14 protein-coding genes, 1 tRNA gene and 1 pseudogene are annotated in these 14,198 nt (G+C 70.7%); 5 read left to right on the top strand and 11 right to left on the bottom strand.

The features are described from left to right. The 7 genes and pseudogenes from TW83_RS22080 to tsaD all read right to left on the bottom strand — a co-directional run. Nucleotides 1-127 (bottom strand): annotated as a pseudogene (locus TW83_RS22080) (tetraacyldisaccharide 4'-kinase); the annotation flags it as partial. 2 nt (nucleotides 128-129) lie between these two features. Further along, a complete protein-coding gene (locus TW83_RS13540; RefSeq protein ID WP_045983304.1) occupies nucleotides 130-1,323 on the bottom strand; it encodes a glycosyltransferase N-terminal domain-containing protein in 1,194 nt (397 codons plus the stop codon). Continuing rightward, entirely contained in the window at nucleotides 1,323-1,568 is a 246-nt protein-coding gene (locus tag TW83_RS13535; protein ID WP_045983303.1) for a DUF4170 domain-containing protein, read from the bottom strand. The genes TW83_RS13540 and TW83_RS13535 overlap by 1 nt, the downstream gene beginning before the upstream one ends. A gap of 237 nt (nucleotides 1,569-1,805) precedes the next feature. Beyond that, nucleotides 1,806-2,225, bottom strand: coding sequence for an EVE domain-containing protein (locus TW83_RS13530; RefSeq protein WP_045983302.1), 420 nt, complete (start codon nucleotides 2,223-2,225; stop codon nucleotides 1,806-1,808). Beyond that, nucleotides 2,225-2,497: a YciI family protein gene (locus TW83_RS13525; protein ID WP_045983301.1), complete on the bottom strand. Its 273-nt coding sequence runs from the start codon at nucleotides 2,495-2,497 to the stop codon at nucleotides 2,225-2,227. Before TW83_RS13525 ends, TW83_RS13530 begins: the two co-directional genes overlap by 1 nt. Beyond that, on the bottom strand, nucleotides 2,497-3,435 hold the full coding sequence (locus TW83_RS13520) for an NAD(P)H-dependent glycerol-3-phosphate dehydrogenase (RefSeq protein WP_045983300.1): 939 nt from the start codon (nucleotides 3,433-3,435) through the stop codon (nucleotides 2,497-2,499). The genes TW83_RS13525 and TW83_RS13520 overlap by 1 nt, the downstream gene beginning before the upstream one ends. Then, complete coding sequence (gene tsaD / locus TW83_RS13515; RefSeq protein ID WP_045983299.1) at nucleotides 3,432-4,499, bottom strand: tRNA (adenosine(37)-N6)-threonylcarbamoyltransferase complex transferase subunit TsaD; 1,068 nt, start codon at nucleotides 4,497-4,499, stop codon at nucleotides 3,432-3,434. Before tsaD ends, TW83_RS13520 begins: the two co-directional genes overlap by 4 nt. A 66-nt stretch (nucleotides 4,500-4,565) precedes the next feature. On the opposite strand from tsaD, the gene TW83_RS13510 reads away from it, so the two are divergent. The 4 genes from TW83_RS13510 (at nucleotide 4,566) to TW83_RS13495 (ending at nucleotide 8,599) form a co-directional block, all read left to right on the top strand. Beyond that, entirely contained in the window at nucleotides 4,566-5,228 is a 663-nt protein-coding gene (locus tag TW83_RS13510) for a uroporphyrinogen-III synthase (RefSeq protein WP_045983298.1), read from the top strand. A 99-nt stretch (nucleotides 5,229-5,327) separates the two neighbouring features. Beyond that, nucleotides 5,328-6,713, top strand: coding sequence for a hypothetical protein (locus tag TW83_RS13505; protein ID WP_052714895.1), 1,386 nt, complete (start codon nucleotides 5,328-5,330; stop codon nucleotides 6,711-6,713). A 34-nt stretch (nucleotides 6,714-6,747) separates the two neighbouring features. Continuing rightward, entirely contained in the window at nucleotides 6,748-8,445 is a 1,698-nt protein-coding gene (locus TW83_RS13500; RefSeq protein ID WP_239441347.1) for a heme biosynthesis HemY N-terminal domain-containing protein, read from the top strand. A 78-nt stretch (nucleotides 8,446-8,523) separates the two neighbouring features. Beyond that, a tRNA-Thr gene (locus tag TW83_RS13495) sits at nucleotides 8,524-8,599 on the top strand. A 45-nt stretch (nucleotides 8,600-8,644) separates the two neighbouring features. On the opposite strand, the gene TW83_RS13490 is transcribed toward TW83_RS13495, so the two are convergent. After that, nucleotides 8,645-10,078, bottom strand: coding sequence for an alkaline phosphatase D family protein (locus tag TW83_RS13490; protein ID WP_045983295.1), 1,434 nt, complete (start codon nucleotides 10,076-10,078; stop codon nucleotides 8,645-8,647). A 62-nt stretch (nucleotides 10,079-10,140) separates the two neighbouring features. Next, nucleotides 10,141-11,202 carry an ornithine cyclodeaminase gene (locus TW83_RS13485; RefSeq protein ID WP_045983294.1) on the bottom strand — a complete coding sequence of 354 codons (1,062 nt, stop codon included), beginning with the start codon at nucleotides 11,200-11,202 and terminating at the stop codon, nucleotides 10,141-10,143. Nucleotides 11,203-11,317: 115 nt separating this feature from the next. Between TW83_RS13485 and TW83_RS13480 the strand changes: the two genes are divergently transcribed. Next, nucleotides 11,318-11,749, top strand: a complete 432-nt coding sequence (locus TW83_RS13480) for an Lrp/AsnC family transcriptional regulator (protein ID WP_045983293.1) — start codon at nucleotides 11,318-11,320, stop codon at nucleotides 11,747-11,749. Here the strand turns inward: TW83_RS13480 and TW83_RS13475 are convergent. Both TW83_RS13475 and TW83_RS13470 read right to left on the bottom strand, forming a co-directional pair. Beyond that, nucleotides 11,746-12,435 (bottom strand): DUF3578 domain-containing protein, encoded by a 690-nt coding sequence (locus TW83_RS13475; RefSeq protein WP_084697492.1) that lies wholly within the window; start codon nucleotides 12,433-12,435, stop codon nucleotides 11,746-11,748. The genes TW83_RS13480 and TW83_RS13475 overlap by 4 nt on opposite strands. After that, on the bottom strand, nucleotides 12,324-13,967 hold the full coding sequence (locus TW83_RS13470; protein ID WP_045983291.1) for a CTP synthase: 1,644 nt from the start codon (nucleotides 13,965-13,967) through the stop codon (nucleotides 12,324-12,326). Before TW83_RS13470 ends, TW83_RS13475 begins: the two co-directional genes overlap by 112 nt. Between the last annotated feature and the right edge of the window lie 231 nt (nucleotides 13,968-14,198).

Below are 14,198 nucleotides of genomic sequence, written 5' to 3'. Positions count from 1 at the left end.
CCCGCGCCCGCGCGCCCTGCGCCAGGCGGCGGGCCGTGGCGTGGGCATAGGCCGCCCCCAGGGGCGCCAGCAGGCGGGCCGCGGCGGTGGGTGGGGTGCGGAACCAGAAGCCGGGGGCGCGGGTCATCGTCATGGGGCGGGGCTTTCGACAGGGTCCAAGGCGGCGATCACCCGGTCGGCGATGCGGATCGCGACATCGGCGCCGCCGGTGCTGACCATCCAGGCATTGCTGGCCAGCGTGGCGATGGTTTCCGGCTGGGTCAGTTCGGTGACGGCCTGGGCCAGGTCGTCCGCGGTGCGGACCTGACGCACCGCATGGGCGCCGGTCAGCTGCTGCCATTCGGTCGCATGGGGCCCGGCCTGCGGCCCGTGCACGATGGCCGATCCCAGGGCCGCGGGTTCGAAGGGGTGGCGCATCGCGTCGGCGTCGCCCGACAGGGTGCCGCCCATGAAGCTGACGGGCGCCAGCCGGTACCACAGGCCCATCTCGGTCGGGCCGTCGGTCAGCAGAACCTGGATCTCGTCGCCGAAATCCTCGTCCTCGCTGCGGCGGGCGACGGTCAGGCCGCAGGCCTCGATGTCGCGGGCCAGGCCGTCGATGCGCCTTGGATCATCGGGCGCGATGATCAGCAGGGCCCGGTGCGACCGGCGCAGGGCGGCCTGATGGGCGGACAGGATGGCCTGTTCCTCGGCCGGGGGCAGGCTGGCCGCGAACCAGGCGTGGCGGCCGTTCATCTGCTGGGCCATCGATGCCCGTTCGGTTTCCGAACAGCGCAGCGGTTCGCGGATCTCGGATACGGGGCCGGTCATCGCCAGATCGCTCGCGCCCAGGCCCATGCGCCGGGCCAGATCGAGGCTGGTCGCGTCGCAGACCATCACCGCCCGCATCTGCGACAGCAGCTGGCGACGCATCCGGGCATGCAGGCCCCAGCCCAGATCGCTGCCCGTCAGCCGGAATTCGGCCAGGATGACCGGGATCTGGCGCGCGACGGCGGCCGCGATCAGCGCCGGCGGCAGGTCGGTGCCCAAGAGCAGGACGGCACGCGGCCTTGCCCGGTCCAGCACCTGCGACACCAGCGCCGGGTCGTCGCCCGGATCGTCCGGTCCCTGGGCCGACAGGCGCACCAGGCGCAGGCCGGGCCGCGCACGCGACAGGCGGCCCAGGATCTGGGGTTCGGCGCGCAGGGCGTCGGCGCTGGTGTGGATGGCCAGTGCGGGGCCGGTGCCGGCGGGGATGGTGGGCAGGGCGGGGCCGTCGCCGCGGCGGCCGCGCAGATGCAGCCACAGCCCCAGCTGGCCCAGCCCGGACCCCGCCGTGGCCATCAGTCGCCCAGTTCCTCGGTCGCGCTGACGGCGCGTTCCTCGTCGCGCAGGCGGTGCAGATGGGCGATGAAATAGCGGGTATGGGCGCTGTCGACGGTGCGCTGCGCCTCGGATTTCCAGGCGGCGAAGGCGCTGTCGTAATCGGGGAAGATGCCGACCATGTGGATCTGCGAGGGGTCGCGGAACTTGGTGCTGGACGGGTCGACCAGCTCTCCTCCGAAGACAAGATGCAGACGTTGGGACATGGGACCTCCAAGGGGATGTGCAGGGATGGGAACGGCCGCGACCCTAGCGCGCGACCGCCCGGGATTGAAGCGCAAACGCGTAAAACTGGACGCGTTCGGCCTTTGCCACGCGCCCCCGCGCGCCCCTATGCTGGGGCGAGGGCAGAAGCCCGGAACCATCGCGGGGACGGGGTGTGCCCGCAGCGCGGCCGCGATCCGGCGCCTTGGCGGGCCGGTCGCGCGCCGCAACCGAAGCCGTCAGCCCCGGTCGCCCGCCAGTTCCAGGATCACCGCCCATTCCGCATCGCTGACCGGCTGCACGGACAGGCGCGAATTGTTCACCAGCACCATGTCGCCCAGCCGGGGTTCGGCCTTGGCCTCGTCCAGGCTGATCGCGCGGGGCAGCTTGCGCACCGCGCGGATGTCCACGCATTCCCATTTCGGGTCGGACGCGGTGGTGTCGGGATGGGCGAGGGCGATCACCTCGACGATGCCCACGGCCTCCTTGCCGATGTTGGAATGATAGAACAGGCCCAGTTCGCCCACCTGCATCGCGCGCATGTTGTTGCGCGCCTGATAGTTGCGCACCCCGTCCCATTGTTCCCCCGCGTCGCCCCGGGCGACCAGGTCGTCCCAGCCGAAAACGTCGGGTTCGGACTTGAACAGCCAATGCGCCATCAGCCGATGACCTTGTTCCAGGCGATCACGTCGACCGAGGCGAACAGCCCCGCCGCCTTGTAGGGATCGGCCGCGGCCCAGGCCTGCGCGGCGTCCAGATCGTCTGTGTCCAGGACGACCAGCGATCCGCACATCTGCCCGTCCTCCATCAGGGGACCGGCCATCGCCACGATGCCGCTGTCGCGGATATGGGCCAGATGGGCGTCGCGGGTGTCCAGGCGGACTTGCAGCGCACCGGGCTTGTCCCGGCAGATCACGGCGAACAGGGGCATCATTCCTCCTTCAGGGGTCGGCTCAGCAGGTGGTCCATGGCCTTTTCCACCGAAACGCGCCCCTCGGCAAGGCGGGCGACCATCGCGGCGATGGGCAGGTCCAGCCCGTCGCGCGCCGCCATCAGCGCCAAGGCGCGGGCGGTGGCGGCACCTTCGACGGTGGTCGCGCTGTCCCAGGCCGATCCCGACCCGATCGCACAGCCGAACCGGAAGTTCCGCGACCCCGCAGAGGTGCAGGTCAGCGTCAGGTCGCCTAGGCCGGACAGCCCGGTCAGCGTCTCGGGCCGCGCGCCCAGATGGATGGCCAGCCGCGTCATCTCGGCAAAGCCGCGGGTGATGATGGCGGCGCGCGCGCTGTCGCCCAAGCCCGCGCCGATCACCGTGCCCGCGGCGATGGCGATCACGTTCTTCAACGCGCCGCCCAGTTCGGCCCCGGCCACGTCCGTCGTGCGGTAAAGCCGCAGGACCGGCGTCGACAGGCGGTCCTGCAGCACCTGCGCCGCGGCTCCGTCCGCACAGGCCAGCGTCAGCGCCGTGGGCAACCCACGCGCGATGTCGGCGGCGAAGGAAGGCCCGGTCAGGACCGCCACCACCGCATCGGGCGCCGCCTGCGCGATCAGCGCCGACGGTCCGGTCAGATGGTGCAGGTCGATCCCCTTGGCGGTGCTGACCAGCGCCTTGCCCGCCAAGCGCGGGCCCTGTTCGTCCAGGAACGCCCCCAGGGCCTGCGCGGGCAGCGCCAGCAGGATCGTGTCGCAGGCCAGCGCGGCGTCCAGGTCCTGCGTCACGGTCACCGCATCGGGCATGGCCACGCCGGGCAGACGCGGGTTTTCCCCCTGCCAGTCGATGCGGCGGCCCCACAGGGTCACCGGCCCGTTGGCGGTCAGCGCCACGGCCAGCGCCGTGCCAAAGGCGCCCGCGCCCAGAATGCCGATCATGCCTTGGCCCCCCGCTTGCCGCTGCCCAGCATGGGCGCGGCGCCCTGATCCAGCGGCCAGCGTGGGCGCGCCGACAGCGTCATGTTGTCACGCTGACCCATGCGGAACCGCTCGATCCCGGCCCATGCGATCATCGCGCCGTTGTCGGTGCACAGGCGCAGGGGCGGGGCTAGGAAACGCGCGCCGGCGCGTGTCGCGACCTGTTCCAACGCCGCGCGAATCTCGCCGTTCGCGGCGACACCCCCGGCGACGGCCAGCACCGGCACCGGCGACAGCGCCAGCGCGCGGCGCGACTTTTCCGCCAGCACATCGGCGACGGCCGACTGGAAGGCCGCGCACAGGTCGCGCCGGTCGGCGGCGCGCAGGCCTCCCTGATCCGCGATCAGCGTGTCGCGGGCGCGCAGCACAGCGGTCTTCAGCCCCGAAAAGCTCATGTCGCAGCCGGGGCGGTCCAGCAGCGGGCGGGGCAGGGGGATGCGATGGGCGTCGCCGCCAGCCGCCTCGGCCTCGACATGCGGGCCGCCGGGCTGCGGCAGGGCCAGCAGTTTCGCGACCTTGTCAAAGGCCTCTCCGGGCGCGTCGTCGATGGTGCCGCCAAGGCGGGTGAAGGCGTCCGGCCCGTCCACGCGCAGGAACTGGCAATGCCCGCCCGACACCAGCAGCATCAGATAGGAATAGTCGATCCCGTCGGTCAGACGCGGGGTCAGGGCGTGGCCTGCCAGGTGGTTCACTCCCACCAGCGGCAGGCCGGTGCCCGCGGCGATGCCCTTGGCGCACATCACGCCCGCCATCACGCCGCCGATCAGGCCGGGCCCGGCGGTGACCGCGACGCCCGTCAGCGCGTCCAGACCCAGCCCGGCATCAGCCAGCGCCTGTTCGACGACCAGGTCCAGGCGTTCGGCATGCGCGCGGGCCGCGATCTCGGGCACGACGCCGCCGAAATCGGCATGCAGGTCGGACTGGCTGCTGACCACGCTGGACAGGATGCGCCGGTCGCCGGTGACCACCGCGGCGGCGGTGTCGTCGCAGCTGCTTTCGATGCCCAGAAAGATCGTCTCGGTCATGGCTCTTGCCCGGATGAGGGGGGACGCGTACCCACAGGGGCGTAACACCCGCCCGACAGGATGCCAATGCCGCCCGCGCCCCGCCCGATCCTGCTGATGACCCGCCCCGGCGACGATTCCGAGCGTACCGCCGCGCGGATCGGCGCGGATGTCATCGTGGCACCGATCCTGCAGATCGTGCCGGTGGACCATGACGGCGCAGCCTTGGCTCGGGCGCCCGGTCTGGTCTTCACCTCGGCCCATGCGGTGGCGTCCGCGGGGCCGGGGCGCGGCCGGCCCGCGATCTGCGTCGGTGAACGTACGGGCCAGGTGGCGCGCGACGCGGGATTCGCGGTGATCCAGGGGGCGGGCACCGCCGACAGCCTGGTGCCCCTGATCGCGGCCAGCCCGGTTCCGTTGGTCCATCCGCACGGGCGGCACCTGGCACAGCGGCTGGCCGTGCCGGGAATCGTCGTCTATGACCAGCGGCCCCAGCCCCTGACGGCCCGCGCCCGCGCGGCGCTGATGGGCGCGCGCCCGGTGGTGGTGCCGGTCTATTCGCCGCGATCGGCGCGGCTTCTGGCGGGGATGGCGGCGGGGGCGCGGGCGCCCCTGTGGCTGGTCGCGATCAGCGATGCCGCGGCTGCGGCCTGGACCGCGCCCGCCGCGCGCCGGGCGGTCGCCGACCAGCCGTCGGGCCGGGCGATGGATGCGGCAATCCGCGCGATGCTGGCTGCGGAACAAAGCTGAGATGGGCGGGTTGAGCGTTCAGCCCGCGCTGATTAGGCTGCGGCCGGCGCATGTGCCGCGCGACCGCCATCCATACGGGCACAAGACGGGGACAGGGACGTGAAGACACCGAAAGACACCATCAGCGGGGACAAGTCCCCGGCCAACGAATCCACTACCGGACCCGAGATCCGCAAGATCCCTGCCCATGTCGGCGTGATCGACCACGCGCCCGTGGGCGCAGGCACCCCCGCGCAGGCGGGCCTGCCCGGAGAGGTTCGCCCCGCGTCGTCGGCCTTGGTGGGCGACGGCACCGACACCATGCCCGCGGCGGAGAAGAAGCCCGCGCCCGGCACGCGCGCGAAGGCTGCGCCGAAGGACACCCCCTTCGCCCCGACATCCGATCAGCCCAAATCCGATCAGCCCAAGACCGACAGCGTGCCCCCGCACACGACGCCCGCGAAAGCGGCGGCGCCGGTGCGCAAGACCGGCTTCTGGCCCGTGGTCCTGGGCGGCGTCGTCGCGGCCGGGCTGGGGTCCGCCGCCACGATCTATGCGCTGCCGCATCTGCCCGCGGGTTGGCTGCCTGCCGCGCCGATGGCGCAGCAGGGTGACGATCAGGCGATGATCGACGCAGCCTCGCAGGCCGGACGCGAGGCCGCCGAACAGGCGATCGCCGCGGCCCCGGCCGCCGGTGGCGTGCCCGACGATCTGATGCCCCGCATCGAGGCGCTGGAGGAGCAGGTCGCGGCCCTTGGTCAGCCCGCCCCCGAATCGGATGTCCCGCAGGCCGTCGGCGACGCGACGCCGGCTGCTGGCACGGAGGAGCTTGCCGCCCTGCGCGACCGTCTGGACGAACAGCAGGCCCGCCTGGACGAACTGGCGGCGCGCCCAGCCTTCGACCCCGAGGCCGCGGCCGAACTGCAGCAGCAGATCGAGGCAGCCGCCGCCGACGCGCAATCCAGCTTGGACCAGACCCGCGCCCAAGCCGAGGAGCTGCAGAGTGCCGCCACCGAAAGCACCCGCCGGGCCGAGGCCGTGGCCGCCATCGCCGCGCTGCAGACCGCGCTGGACGCGGGCGTGACGCCCGACCAGGCCCGCGAGGCTTTGGAAGGTGCGGGGCTGGACACGCCCGAAGCGCTGCAGGCGCAGGTGCCCAGCCTGACCGAACTGCAGGCCGATTTCCCCGAGGCCGCGCGTGCCGCGCTGCGCGCCAGCCTGCGCGACACCAGCGCCAGCGGCGAGGGGAACCTGCTGACCAACTTCCTGCGCGCCCAGACGGGCGCCCGGTCGGTCGAACCGCGCGAGGGCGACGATGCCGACGCGATCCTGTCGCGGGCCGATGCCGACGTGCAGGCGGGCCGGATCGACGCCGCGCTGACGCAGATGCAGGCCCTGCCGGAGCCCGCCACGGCAGCTCCCGCGATGGCCGACTGGCTGTCCCGCGCAACCGCCTATTCCCAGGCACGGGCGGCATTGTCCGACCTGTCCTCGGGCACGAACTGAGGGCCGCCCGATGCTGTTGTCACTGCTGAAAATCTTGTTCTTTTTTGCCGTCGTCCTGGCCTTGGCCCTGGGGGCGGTCCAACTGTCCGAAACCGGGCAGGTGCTGCGCATCGAATATGGCGGCATCGAATACGCTTTATCGCCGCTGAAGGCGCTGGTGGCGCTGTTCGTCCTGATGATCGCCGCCTGGCTGATCTTCAAGCTGCTGGGGCTGGCACTGGCCGTCCTGCGGTTCCTGGTGGGCGACGAGACCGCCATCAACCGCCATTTCGCCCGCTCGCGCGAGCGCAAGGGCTATGCCGCCTTTGGCGAGGGCATGCTGGCCGTCGCCTCGGGCGAGGGGAAGCTGGCACAGGACAAGGCCGCGAAGGCCGCGAAGTACCTGAACCAGCCGCATCTGACGAACCTTCTGGCCGCGCAGGCGGCCGAGACGTCGGGCGACACCGGCAAGGCCATCGGCATCTATCGCACGCTGCTGGACGACGACCGCACCCGCTTTGTGGGCATCCGCGGGCTGATGCGCCAGAAGCTGGCGGAGGGTGACACCCACAAGGCGCTGCTGCTGGCGCAGAAGGCCTATGCGCTGAAGCCGCGCCACAAGGAGGTTCAGGACACCCTGCTGGACCTGCAGACCCGGGAACAGGACTGGAAAGGTGCCCGCCAGACCCTGAAGGACAAGCGCACGCAGGGCGACCTGCCCAAGGACGTGGCACTGCGCCGCGATGCCGTCCTAGCCCTGCAGGAGGCCAGCGACGTGCTGGCACACGGCAATTCCATCAGCGCGCGCGAGGCGGCGATCTCGGCCGCCAAGGCGTCGCCGGACCTGGTCCCCGCCGCCGTTCTGGCCGCGCGCAGCTATGTCGCGCAGAAGGATTACCGCAACGCCTCGCGGATCCTGGAGAAGACCTGGTCAGTGCGTCCGCATCCCGACGTCGCGGCCGCCTATGCCGAGATCGTCCCGGACGAGACCCCGGCCGCCCGCCTGCGCCGCTTTGACGCGCTGATCAAGAAGAACGCCGATCACGAGGAAACCCGCCTGCTGAAGGCCGAACTGCTGCTGGCCGCAGAGGACTTTCCCGGCGCGCGCCGCGCCTTGGGTGATCTGGCGGAAAAGCATCCGACCGTGCGGACCCTGTCCATCATGGCTGCCGTCGAACGCGGCGAGGGTGCCGACGACAGCGTCGTGCGTGGCTGGCTGACGCGTGCCCTGTCGGCATCGCGTGGACCCCAGTGGTGCTGCGACAAGTGCCACAATGTCATGCAGGCCTGGGCCCCGGTCTGCGACAGCTGTGGCGGCTTTGACACGCTGACCTGGCGCGAACCCGAGACGCGGCACAGCACGACATCGGCCACGGGCGCCGAGATGCTGCCGCTGCTGGTCGGTGCGCCCAAGCCCGCGGATGACGTGCCGGACCTGACCGAACCCGTGCAGCCGCACCCGCCCGGCCCGGCAGAGCCCGAAGGCAAGCCCGCCCCGCGTCGGGTCGAGCAGGCGGTCGTCGCCCCCGGCATGGTCCCGCGCGAAAGCGACTATCGGGTCATCGACGAGCCGTCCTCGACCGTGACCACGCCGGAGCCCGTGCTGGTCACCGAACCGGAGCCCATGCCACAGCCCGCGCCGCTGCCCGAACCGGAGCAGGCTGCCACCCCGGCCGCGGAACCGGTCATGGTCCGCCCCGATGTCGAACCGACGGATGCGGCGGACTGGACGGACACCCGCGCACGGCGCTGACCCGGTGATGCGAATTTTTCGCAGCTGACCCCTTTTCGTCATGGCGCGAAGATGCTATCCGCGCGCCATGACCAGAATGCCGCAGTAGCTCAGCTGGTAGAGCACATCATTCGTAATGATGGGGTCGGGGGTTCGAGTCCCTTCTGCGGCACCATGATCCGACAGTCAAAGGCCGCCCTTCGGGGCGGCCTTTGCCGTTCTAGAGCGGCAGGGCAGGGGTGCGCCCACTGTCCTCCAGGTCCCAGGCCGCCTGCCATGCGCCCTTGCGGCGGTCCAGCACCAGAAAGTTGCGCTGCGCGATGTAGCGGTGGCGCTGTCCGGGCAGTGGCCGGATGCGGATCGGATGTTCCGGCAGCGGGTCCTCTCCCAGCCAAGCCAATGCGCCCAGGAAACGGGCCCAGCCCTTTGGCGGCGCACGATGCGCGATGCCCGACGCCACAAGCTGATGCAGGTGCAGCCCGCCGCCCAGGTCCATCTCGGCCCGCGTGGCCAGGTGGATCTCGCCCGACAGGGCGGTCACGTCATGGCCGTCGCGGCGCGCCATGTCGCGCACCAGACGCAGGATGCGGCGCCATTCGTCGCGATGGGTGCGGCTTTGCCACTGGTCGCGCAGGTCGTCCTCGTATTTCTGCATCCGCGGAATGGCCACCATCAGCGATTCCAGGATCGACATGCGCGGCCCCAGCAACGGCACGCTGGACATCAGCATGGTGCGGCCCTGCGTCTGGCGACGCGCCTCCGCGTCCATCATCTGCCAGCCGCCCGGCCCCATGATGTCGCGCCGCGTGCGTTCGGACCGCATGTCGGGCGCCAGCAGCCGCAGGCCGGGCGCGTTGATCACCCAGCCCAGATGCCCGCCCTGCGGGTCGGCGAAGCGGGCGGGCAGATCGCCCGCCACGGTGCCGTGCTGGAACAGAAGGAAGCTGTCGCGCGCGGCGGCGAACAGCGCCTGTCCCACCGCCGATTCGGTGCGCGACCGGGGAAGCGAGCCCCACCCGTCGCAGATGTCGTGATCGTCCCACTGCATCAGCGACGGCACCCGCGCGGCAAGCCAAGCCAGTTCGGGCGCACCATAAAGCGCGGCATAGCGGTCGAAGAACCGCTGGCGCAGATGCGCGCGCAGCCCGTCCAGCGCTTGGGGCGACTGACTGTCGGGCACGCGGTCGGGCCAGTCGTCGCTGAGCGGGTGGCCCTCGGTGACCTCGTCGGCATAGACCTGATCGCCACCATGCAGCAGCAGCGCGAAGGGCGCGCGGCGGTGGTCGTCGCGCAGGCGCGCCCACATGGCGTTGCGCTCGGACCCCTCGCGGTCCATGTCGCCGACCTCCTCGCCGTTGCACGAGACATAGGCCAGCCGCAGATCCCCGGTCAGATCGCCCGCGACCTCGAACCGCTGGCCATCCCAGTCATAGGTCGAGGCCCGGTCCGCCGGCAGCGCGAATCGCGCCCGCCAGACGGTGGCGCCGTCATAGCGGGCCAGCGCCACAGGCGCGACCGGACCTGAGGGCGCGGCGACCGGGGCCGGGGGCTGATCGCCCGGCATGATGAACAGGGCCGACAGCGACATCCGCCCCGGGGCGACGTCGTCAAGCAGCAGGATCGGGCCGATGGGGCGGGTGATCTGGATGGACATGCCGATCAGCTAAGGCGGAACCTGCGGCTTCGCAATTCGCGATCGTGCCGCAGGCGATCACATCAGGCGGCGTCCTGCCGGGGTGCCGCGCGACACAGCATGCCGAACAGGTCGCGCGGGTCGTCGGGATCGGCGATCATGTCCAGGTCTAGGAACAGCCCGGTGCCCTGCAGGCGCTTGTGGATGTGGCGCAGGGCGCTGAAATCCTCGATCGCGAATCCCACGCTGTCGAACAGGGTGACCTGGTCGGCGCGGGTGCGGCCGGGCACGTGGCCCGCGATGACCTGCCACAGTTCGGTCACGGGATGGTCGGGGTCCAGCTGCTGGATCTCTCCCTCGACGCGGGTCTGGGGCGGGTATTCGACAAAGATGCCCGCGCGCAGCAGGATGTCGCGGTGCAGTTCGGTCTTGCCGGGGCAATCGCCGCCGACCGCGTTCAGATGCACGCCCGCGCCCACCATGTTGTCCGACAGGATGGTGGCATATTGCTTGTCCGCGGTGCAGGTCGTCACGATCTGCGCGCCCAGGATCGCCTCCTCGGCACTGGCACAGGGGACGACGCGCAGCCCGCGCCCGGCCAGGTTCGCCGCGCATTTCGCGGTGGCGGCAGGATCGATGTCGTAGAGGCGCACCTCGGTGATGCCGCAGATCGCCTTGAAGGCCAGGGCCTGGAACTCGGCCTGCGCGCCGTTCCCGATCATCGCCATCACCCGCGAATCGCGCGGGGCCAGCCAGCGGGCGGCCATGGCGCTGGTCGCGGCGGTGCGCAGCGCGGTCAGGATGGTCATCTCGGACAGCAGCAGCGGATAGCCGGTCGCGACATCGGCCAGCACGCCGAAGGCGGTGACCGTCTGCAGCCCCTGGCGCATGTTGCCGGGATGGCCGTTCACGTATTTGAACCCGTAATGCTGTCCGTCCGACGTCGGCATCAACTCGATCACGCCGATGTCGGAATGGCTGGCGACGCGGGGGGTCTTGTCGAAATCGGGCCAGCGGCGGAAGTCGGCCTCGATCGCGTCGGCCAGTTCGACCAGCAGCGGCTCGATGCCCACGTGATGGACCAGCTGCATCATGTGATCGACGCTGACAAAGGGAACAAGCGCCTGGCGCGAGGGCGGGGTCATCGGTCTTCTCCTGCAGGGTTTTGTCCATGATGCTGCGCGATATGGGTCGGTTTCAAGTGGACAGGCAGCAGGAATGGCGGGATCATTGCCCATATTGGCGGGGAATGGTACCATTATGGACGACCTGGATCAGGCGCTGATCGCGCAGCTGCGCCGCGACGGGCGCGCTTCTGTGCTGCACCTGGCGGACAGGCTGGGTGTCAGCCGCGCGACCGTCCGCCTGCGCCTGGCCCGGCTGCTGGAGCGGCAGGAGATCCTGGGCTTCACCGCCATCACCCGCGCCGATGCGCAGGATGCGCCGGTCCGCGGCCTGATGCTGATCGGGATCGAGGGACGGGGCGCAGACCGCATCATGGCCCGCCTGACCGCAATGGCGCAGGTGACGGCGGTGCATTCGACGAATGGGCGGTGGGATCTGATCGTGGACCTGGCGGCGGGGTCGCTGTCGGAACTGGACGACGTCCTGCGCCGCATCCGCGACCTGGACGGCGTCATGACATCAGAGACGAACCTGATCCTGTCCACCCGCCGCGCAGGCACCCGCTAGACCAGCGCGCGATACAGGTCCAGCATCCGTATCAGCGCCCTGTCGAACCCCTCCGGATCGGGCGCAGCCGCATCCCAACTGCGCGACAGGACGCAGCCCGCCTGATAGCCCTGCGGCAGCGTCGCGTCCGACCCCAATGCGATGGGCCCGGTGTGAAAGCCGTGCCCCGGCAGGCCGTCCCGCGTGCGTGCCGCCCGGTCGCGCAGATGGCGCAAGCCCGCGTCGTGGCCATGCTCGCGCAGCGCGTCCGCCGCGCCATGCTGCAGCGACAGCACGATCCGTTCGTCCGGGGCGTTCACGAAGCAGGCGACGTAAAGCCCGTGGCGCATGCTGCGCGTCACATGCGGCGCGAACCACGCGACCCAAGGCACCGCCGCCCAACCCGGCGCACCGGTGCTGGCCCGCACCAGCAGGCGTTCGGGACGCCCGGCCACCGCCGCCCGCGCCAGCGCCGCCACGTCGCGGCGAAAGAACCCGGCCAGCGGATGCCCGGCCACCGGTTCGACCCGCGCGAACGCATACCGCCGCGCCGTCAGGGACAGCGCGGCGGCAAGCCGGTCGGGCAGGGGGGCGGTCAGACCAGCCGCCCTTCCTCCATCGCCGCGCGGACGAAGCCTGCGAACAGGGGCGCGGGTTCGAAGGGCTTGGATTTCAGCTCGGGGTGGGACTGCACGCCGATGAACCACGGGTGGTCGGCATATTCCACGACCTCGGGCAGCTTGCCGTCGGGCGACATGCCCGAAAAGCGCAGGCCCGCGGCCTCCAACTGCGCGCGATAGGTCGCGTCGACCTCATAGCGGTGGCGGTGGCGATCCTCGATCTCGGTCGCGCCGCCATAGACGTCCGAAATCCGCGACCCCTGGGACAGGACGGCGGTGTAGGAGCCGAGGCGCATGGTGCCGCCCTTGTCGTCGCCGACCTTGCGGCTGACGGTATAGTTCCCCTGCACCCATTCCTTGAGGTGATAGACGACCGGGGTGAACCGCGTCTGCCCGGCCTCGTGGTCGAACTCCTCGGAACCCGCGTCGGGCATGTCGGCCAGGTTCCTCGCGGCCTCGATCACGGCCATCTGCATCCCCAGGCAGATCCCCAGATAGGGCACCTTCTTCTCGCGGGCATAGCGGGCGGCCGCGACCATCCCCTCGGTGCCGCGCTCGCCGAAGCCGCCCGGAACGATGATGCCGTGATAGCCGTCCAGAAGATGCGCGCCCTCGCCCTCCAGCTTTTCGCTGTCGACCCAGTCGGCCTTGACGCGGACCTTGTTGGCCATGCCGCCATGGGTCAGCGCCTCGGCGATGGATTTGTAGGCGTCCTCCAGTTGGGTGTACTTGCCGACGATGGCGATGTTCACCTGCCCCTCGGCATGCTCCAGCCGGTCCATCACGTCTTCCCACCGCGACAGGTCGGGACGCGGCGCGGGGCTGATCTGGAAGGCGTCCAGCACCGCGCGGTCCAGACCCGCGCGATGATAGGCCAGGGGCGCCTGATAGATGGTCTTGAGGTCATAGGCCGGGATGACCGCATCGGGACGCACGTTGCAGAACAGCGCGATCTTGGCGCGTTCCTTTTCCGGGATCGGGTGTTCCGAGCGGCAGACCAGCACGTCGGGGGCCAGGCCGATGGACTGCAGCTCCTTGACGCTGTGCTGGGTCGGCTTGGTCTTCAGCTCTCCGCTGGCGGCCAGATAGGGCAGCAGGGTCAGGTGCATCAGGATGCACTCGCCGCGCGGCCGCTCGTGGATGAACTGGCGGATTGCCTCGAAGAAGGGCAGGCCCTCGATGTCGCCGACCGTGCCGCCGATCTCGCACAGCATGAAATCGACCTCGTCGTCGCCGATCGCAAGGAAGTCCTTGATCTCGTTGGTGACATGCGGGATCACCTGGATGGTCTTGCCCAGGTATTCGCCCCGGCGTTCCTTCTCCAGCACGTTGGAATAGACGCGCCCGCTGCTGATGCTGTCGGTGCGGCGCGCGGCGACGCCGGTGAATCGTTCGTAATGGCCCAGGTCCAGGTCGGTCTCGGCCCCGTCATCGGTGACGAAGACCTCGCCATGCTCGAACGGGCTCATCGTGCCGGGGTCGACGTTCAGATACGGGTCCAGCTTGCGCAGCCGGACGGTGAACCCCCGCGCCTGCAGCAGCGCCCCCAACGCCGCCGAAGCCAGCCCCTTGCCAAGCGAGGATACGACGCCGCCGGTGATGAAGATGTAACGCGCCATGAGGCCCCCGTGATGTACAATTCTGTCTTAGCGGGCCGTCCGAATGACGACGATCACGGGACCCACGAAATAACCGATTCGCCCCGTGGCCGCAACGGACCGCAAGTGGAAGGGGGGCGCCTGGCGCCCCCCGCAGTGGTGTCTGTCGTCAGTTCGCCGGTGCGGGCGCGGTGTCCGGGGTGGCGGGTTCCGCCGCGGCGTCGGGCGCCGCCGCCGGGGCCGTCGCGGCCG

This window comes from Paracoccus sp. S4493 (assembly GCF_000967735.1).
GTDB lineage: Bacteria > Pseudomonadota > Alphaproteobacteria > Rhodobacterales > Rhodobacteraceae > Paracoccus > Paracoccus marcusii.
This window is presented reverse-complemented; position numbering and strand designations above follow the sequence as displayed.

Excerpts from the sequence above, each read along its gene's own strand:
- TW83_RS13540 (WP_045983304.1), bottom strand. The coding sequence starts at position 1,323 with ATGGCCACGGCGGGGTCCGGGCTGGGCCAGCTGGGGCTGTGGCTGCAT.
- TW83_RS13535 (WP_045983303.1), bottom strand. The coding sequence starts at position 1,568 with ATGTCCCAACGTCTGCATCTTGTCTTCGGAGGAGAGCTGGTCGACCCG.
- TW83_RS13530 (WP_045983302.1), bottom strand. The coding sequence starts at position 2,225 with ATGGCGCATTGGCTGTTCAAGTCCGAACCCGACGTTTTCGGCTGGGAC.
- TW83_RS13525 (WP_045983301.1), bottom strand. The coding sequence starts at position 2,497 with ATGCCCCTGTTCGCCGTGATCTGCCGGGACAAGCCCGGTGCGCTGCAA.
- TW83_RS13520 (WP_045983300.1), bottom strand. The coding sequence starts at position 3,435 with ATGATCGGCATTCTGGGCGCGGGCGCCTTTGGCACGGCGCTGGCCGTG.
- tsaD (WP_045983299.1), bottom strand. The coding sequence starts at position 4,499 with ATGACCGAGACGATCTTTCTGGGCATCGAAAGCAGCTGCGACGACACC.
- TW83_RS13510 (WP_045983298.1), top strand. The coding sequence starts at position 4,566 with ATGCCGCCCGCGCCCCGCCCGATCCTGCTGATGACCCGCCCCGGCGAC.
- TW83_RS13490 (WP_045983295.1), bottom strand. The coding sequence starts at position 10,078 with ATGTCCATCCAGATCACCCGCCCCATCGGCCCGATCCTGCTGCTTGAC.
- TW83_RS13485 (WP_045983294.1), bottom strand. The coding sequence starts at position 11,202 with ATGACCCCGCCCTCGCGCCAGGCGCTTGTTCCCTTTGTCAGCGTCGAT.
- TW83_RS13480 (WP_045983293.1), top strand. The coding sequence starts at position 11,318 with ATGGACGACCTGGATCAGGCGCTGATCGCGCAGCTGCGCCGCGACGGG.
- TW83_RS13470 (WP_045983291.1), bottom strand. The coding sequence starts at position 13,967 with ATGGCGCGTTACATCTTCATCACCGGCGGCGTCGTATCCTCGCTTGGC.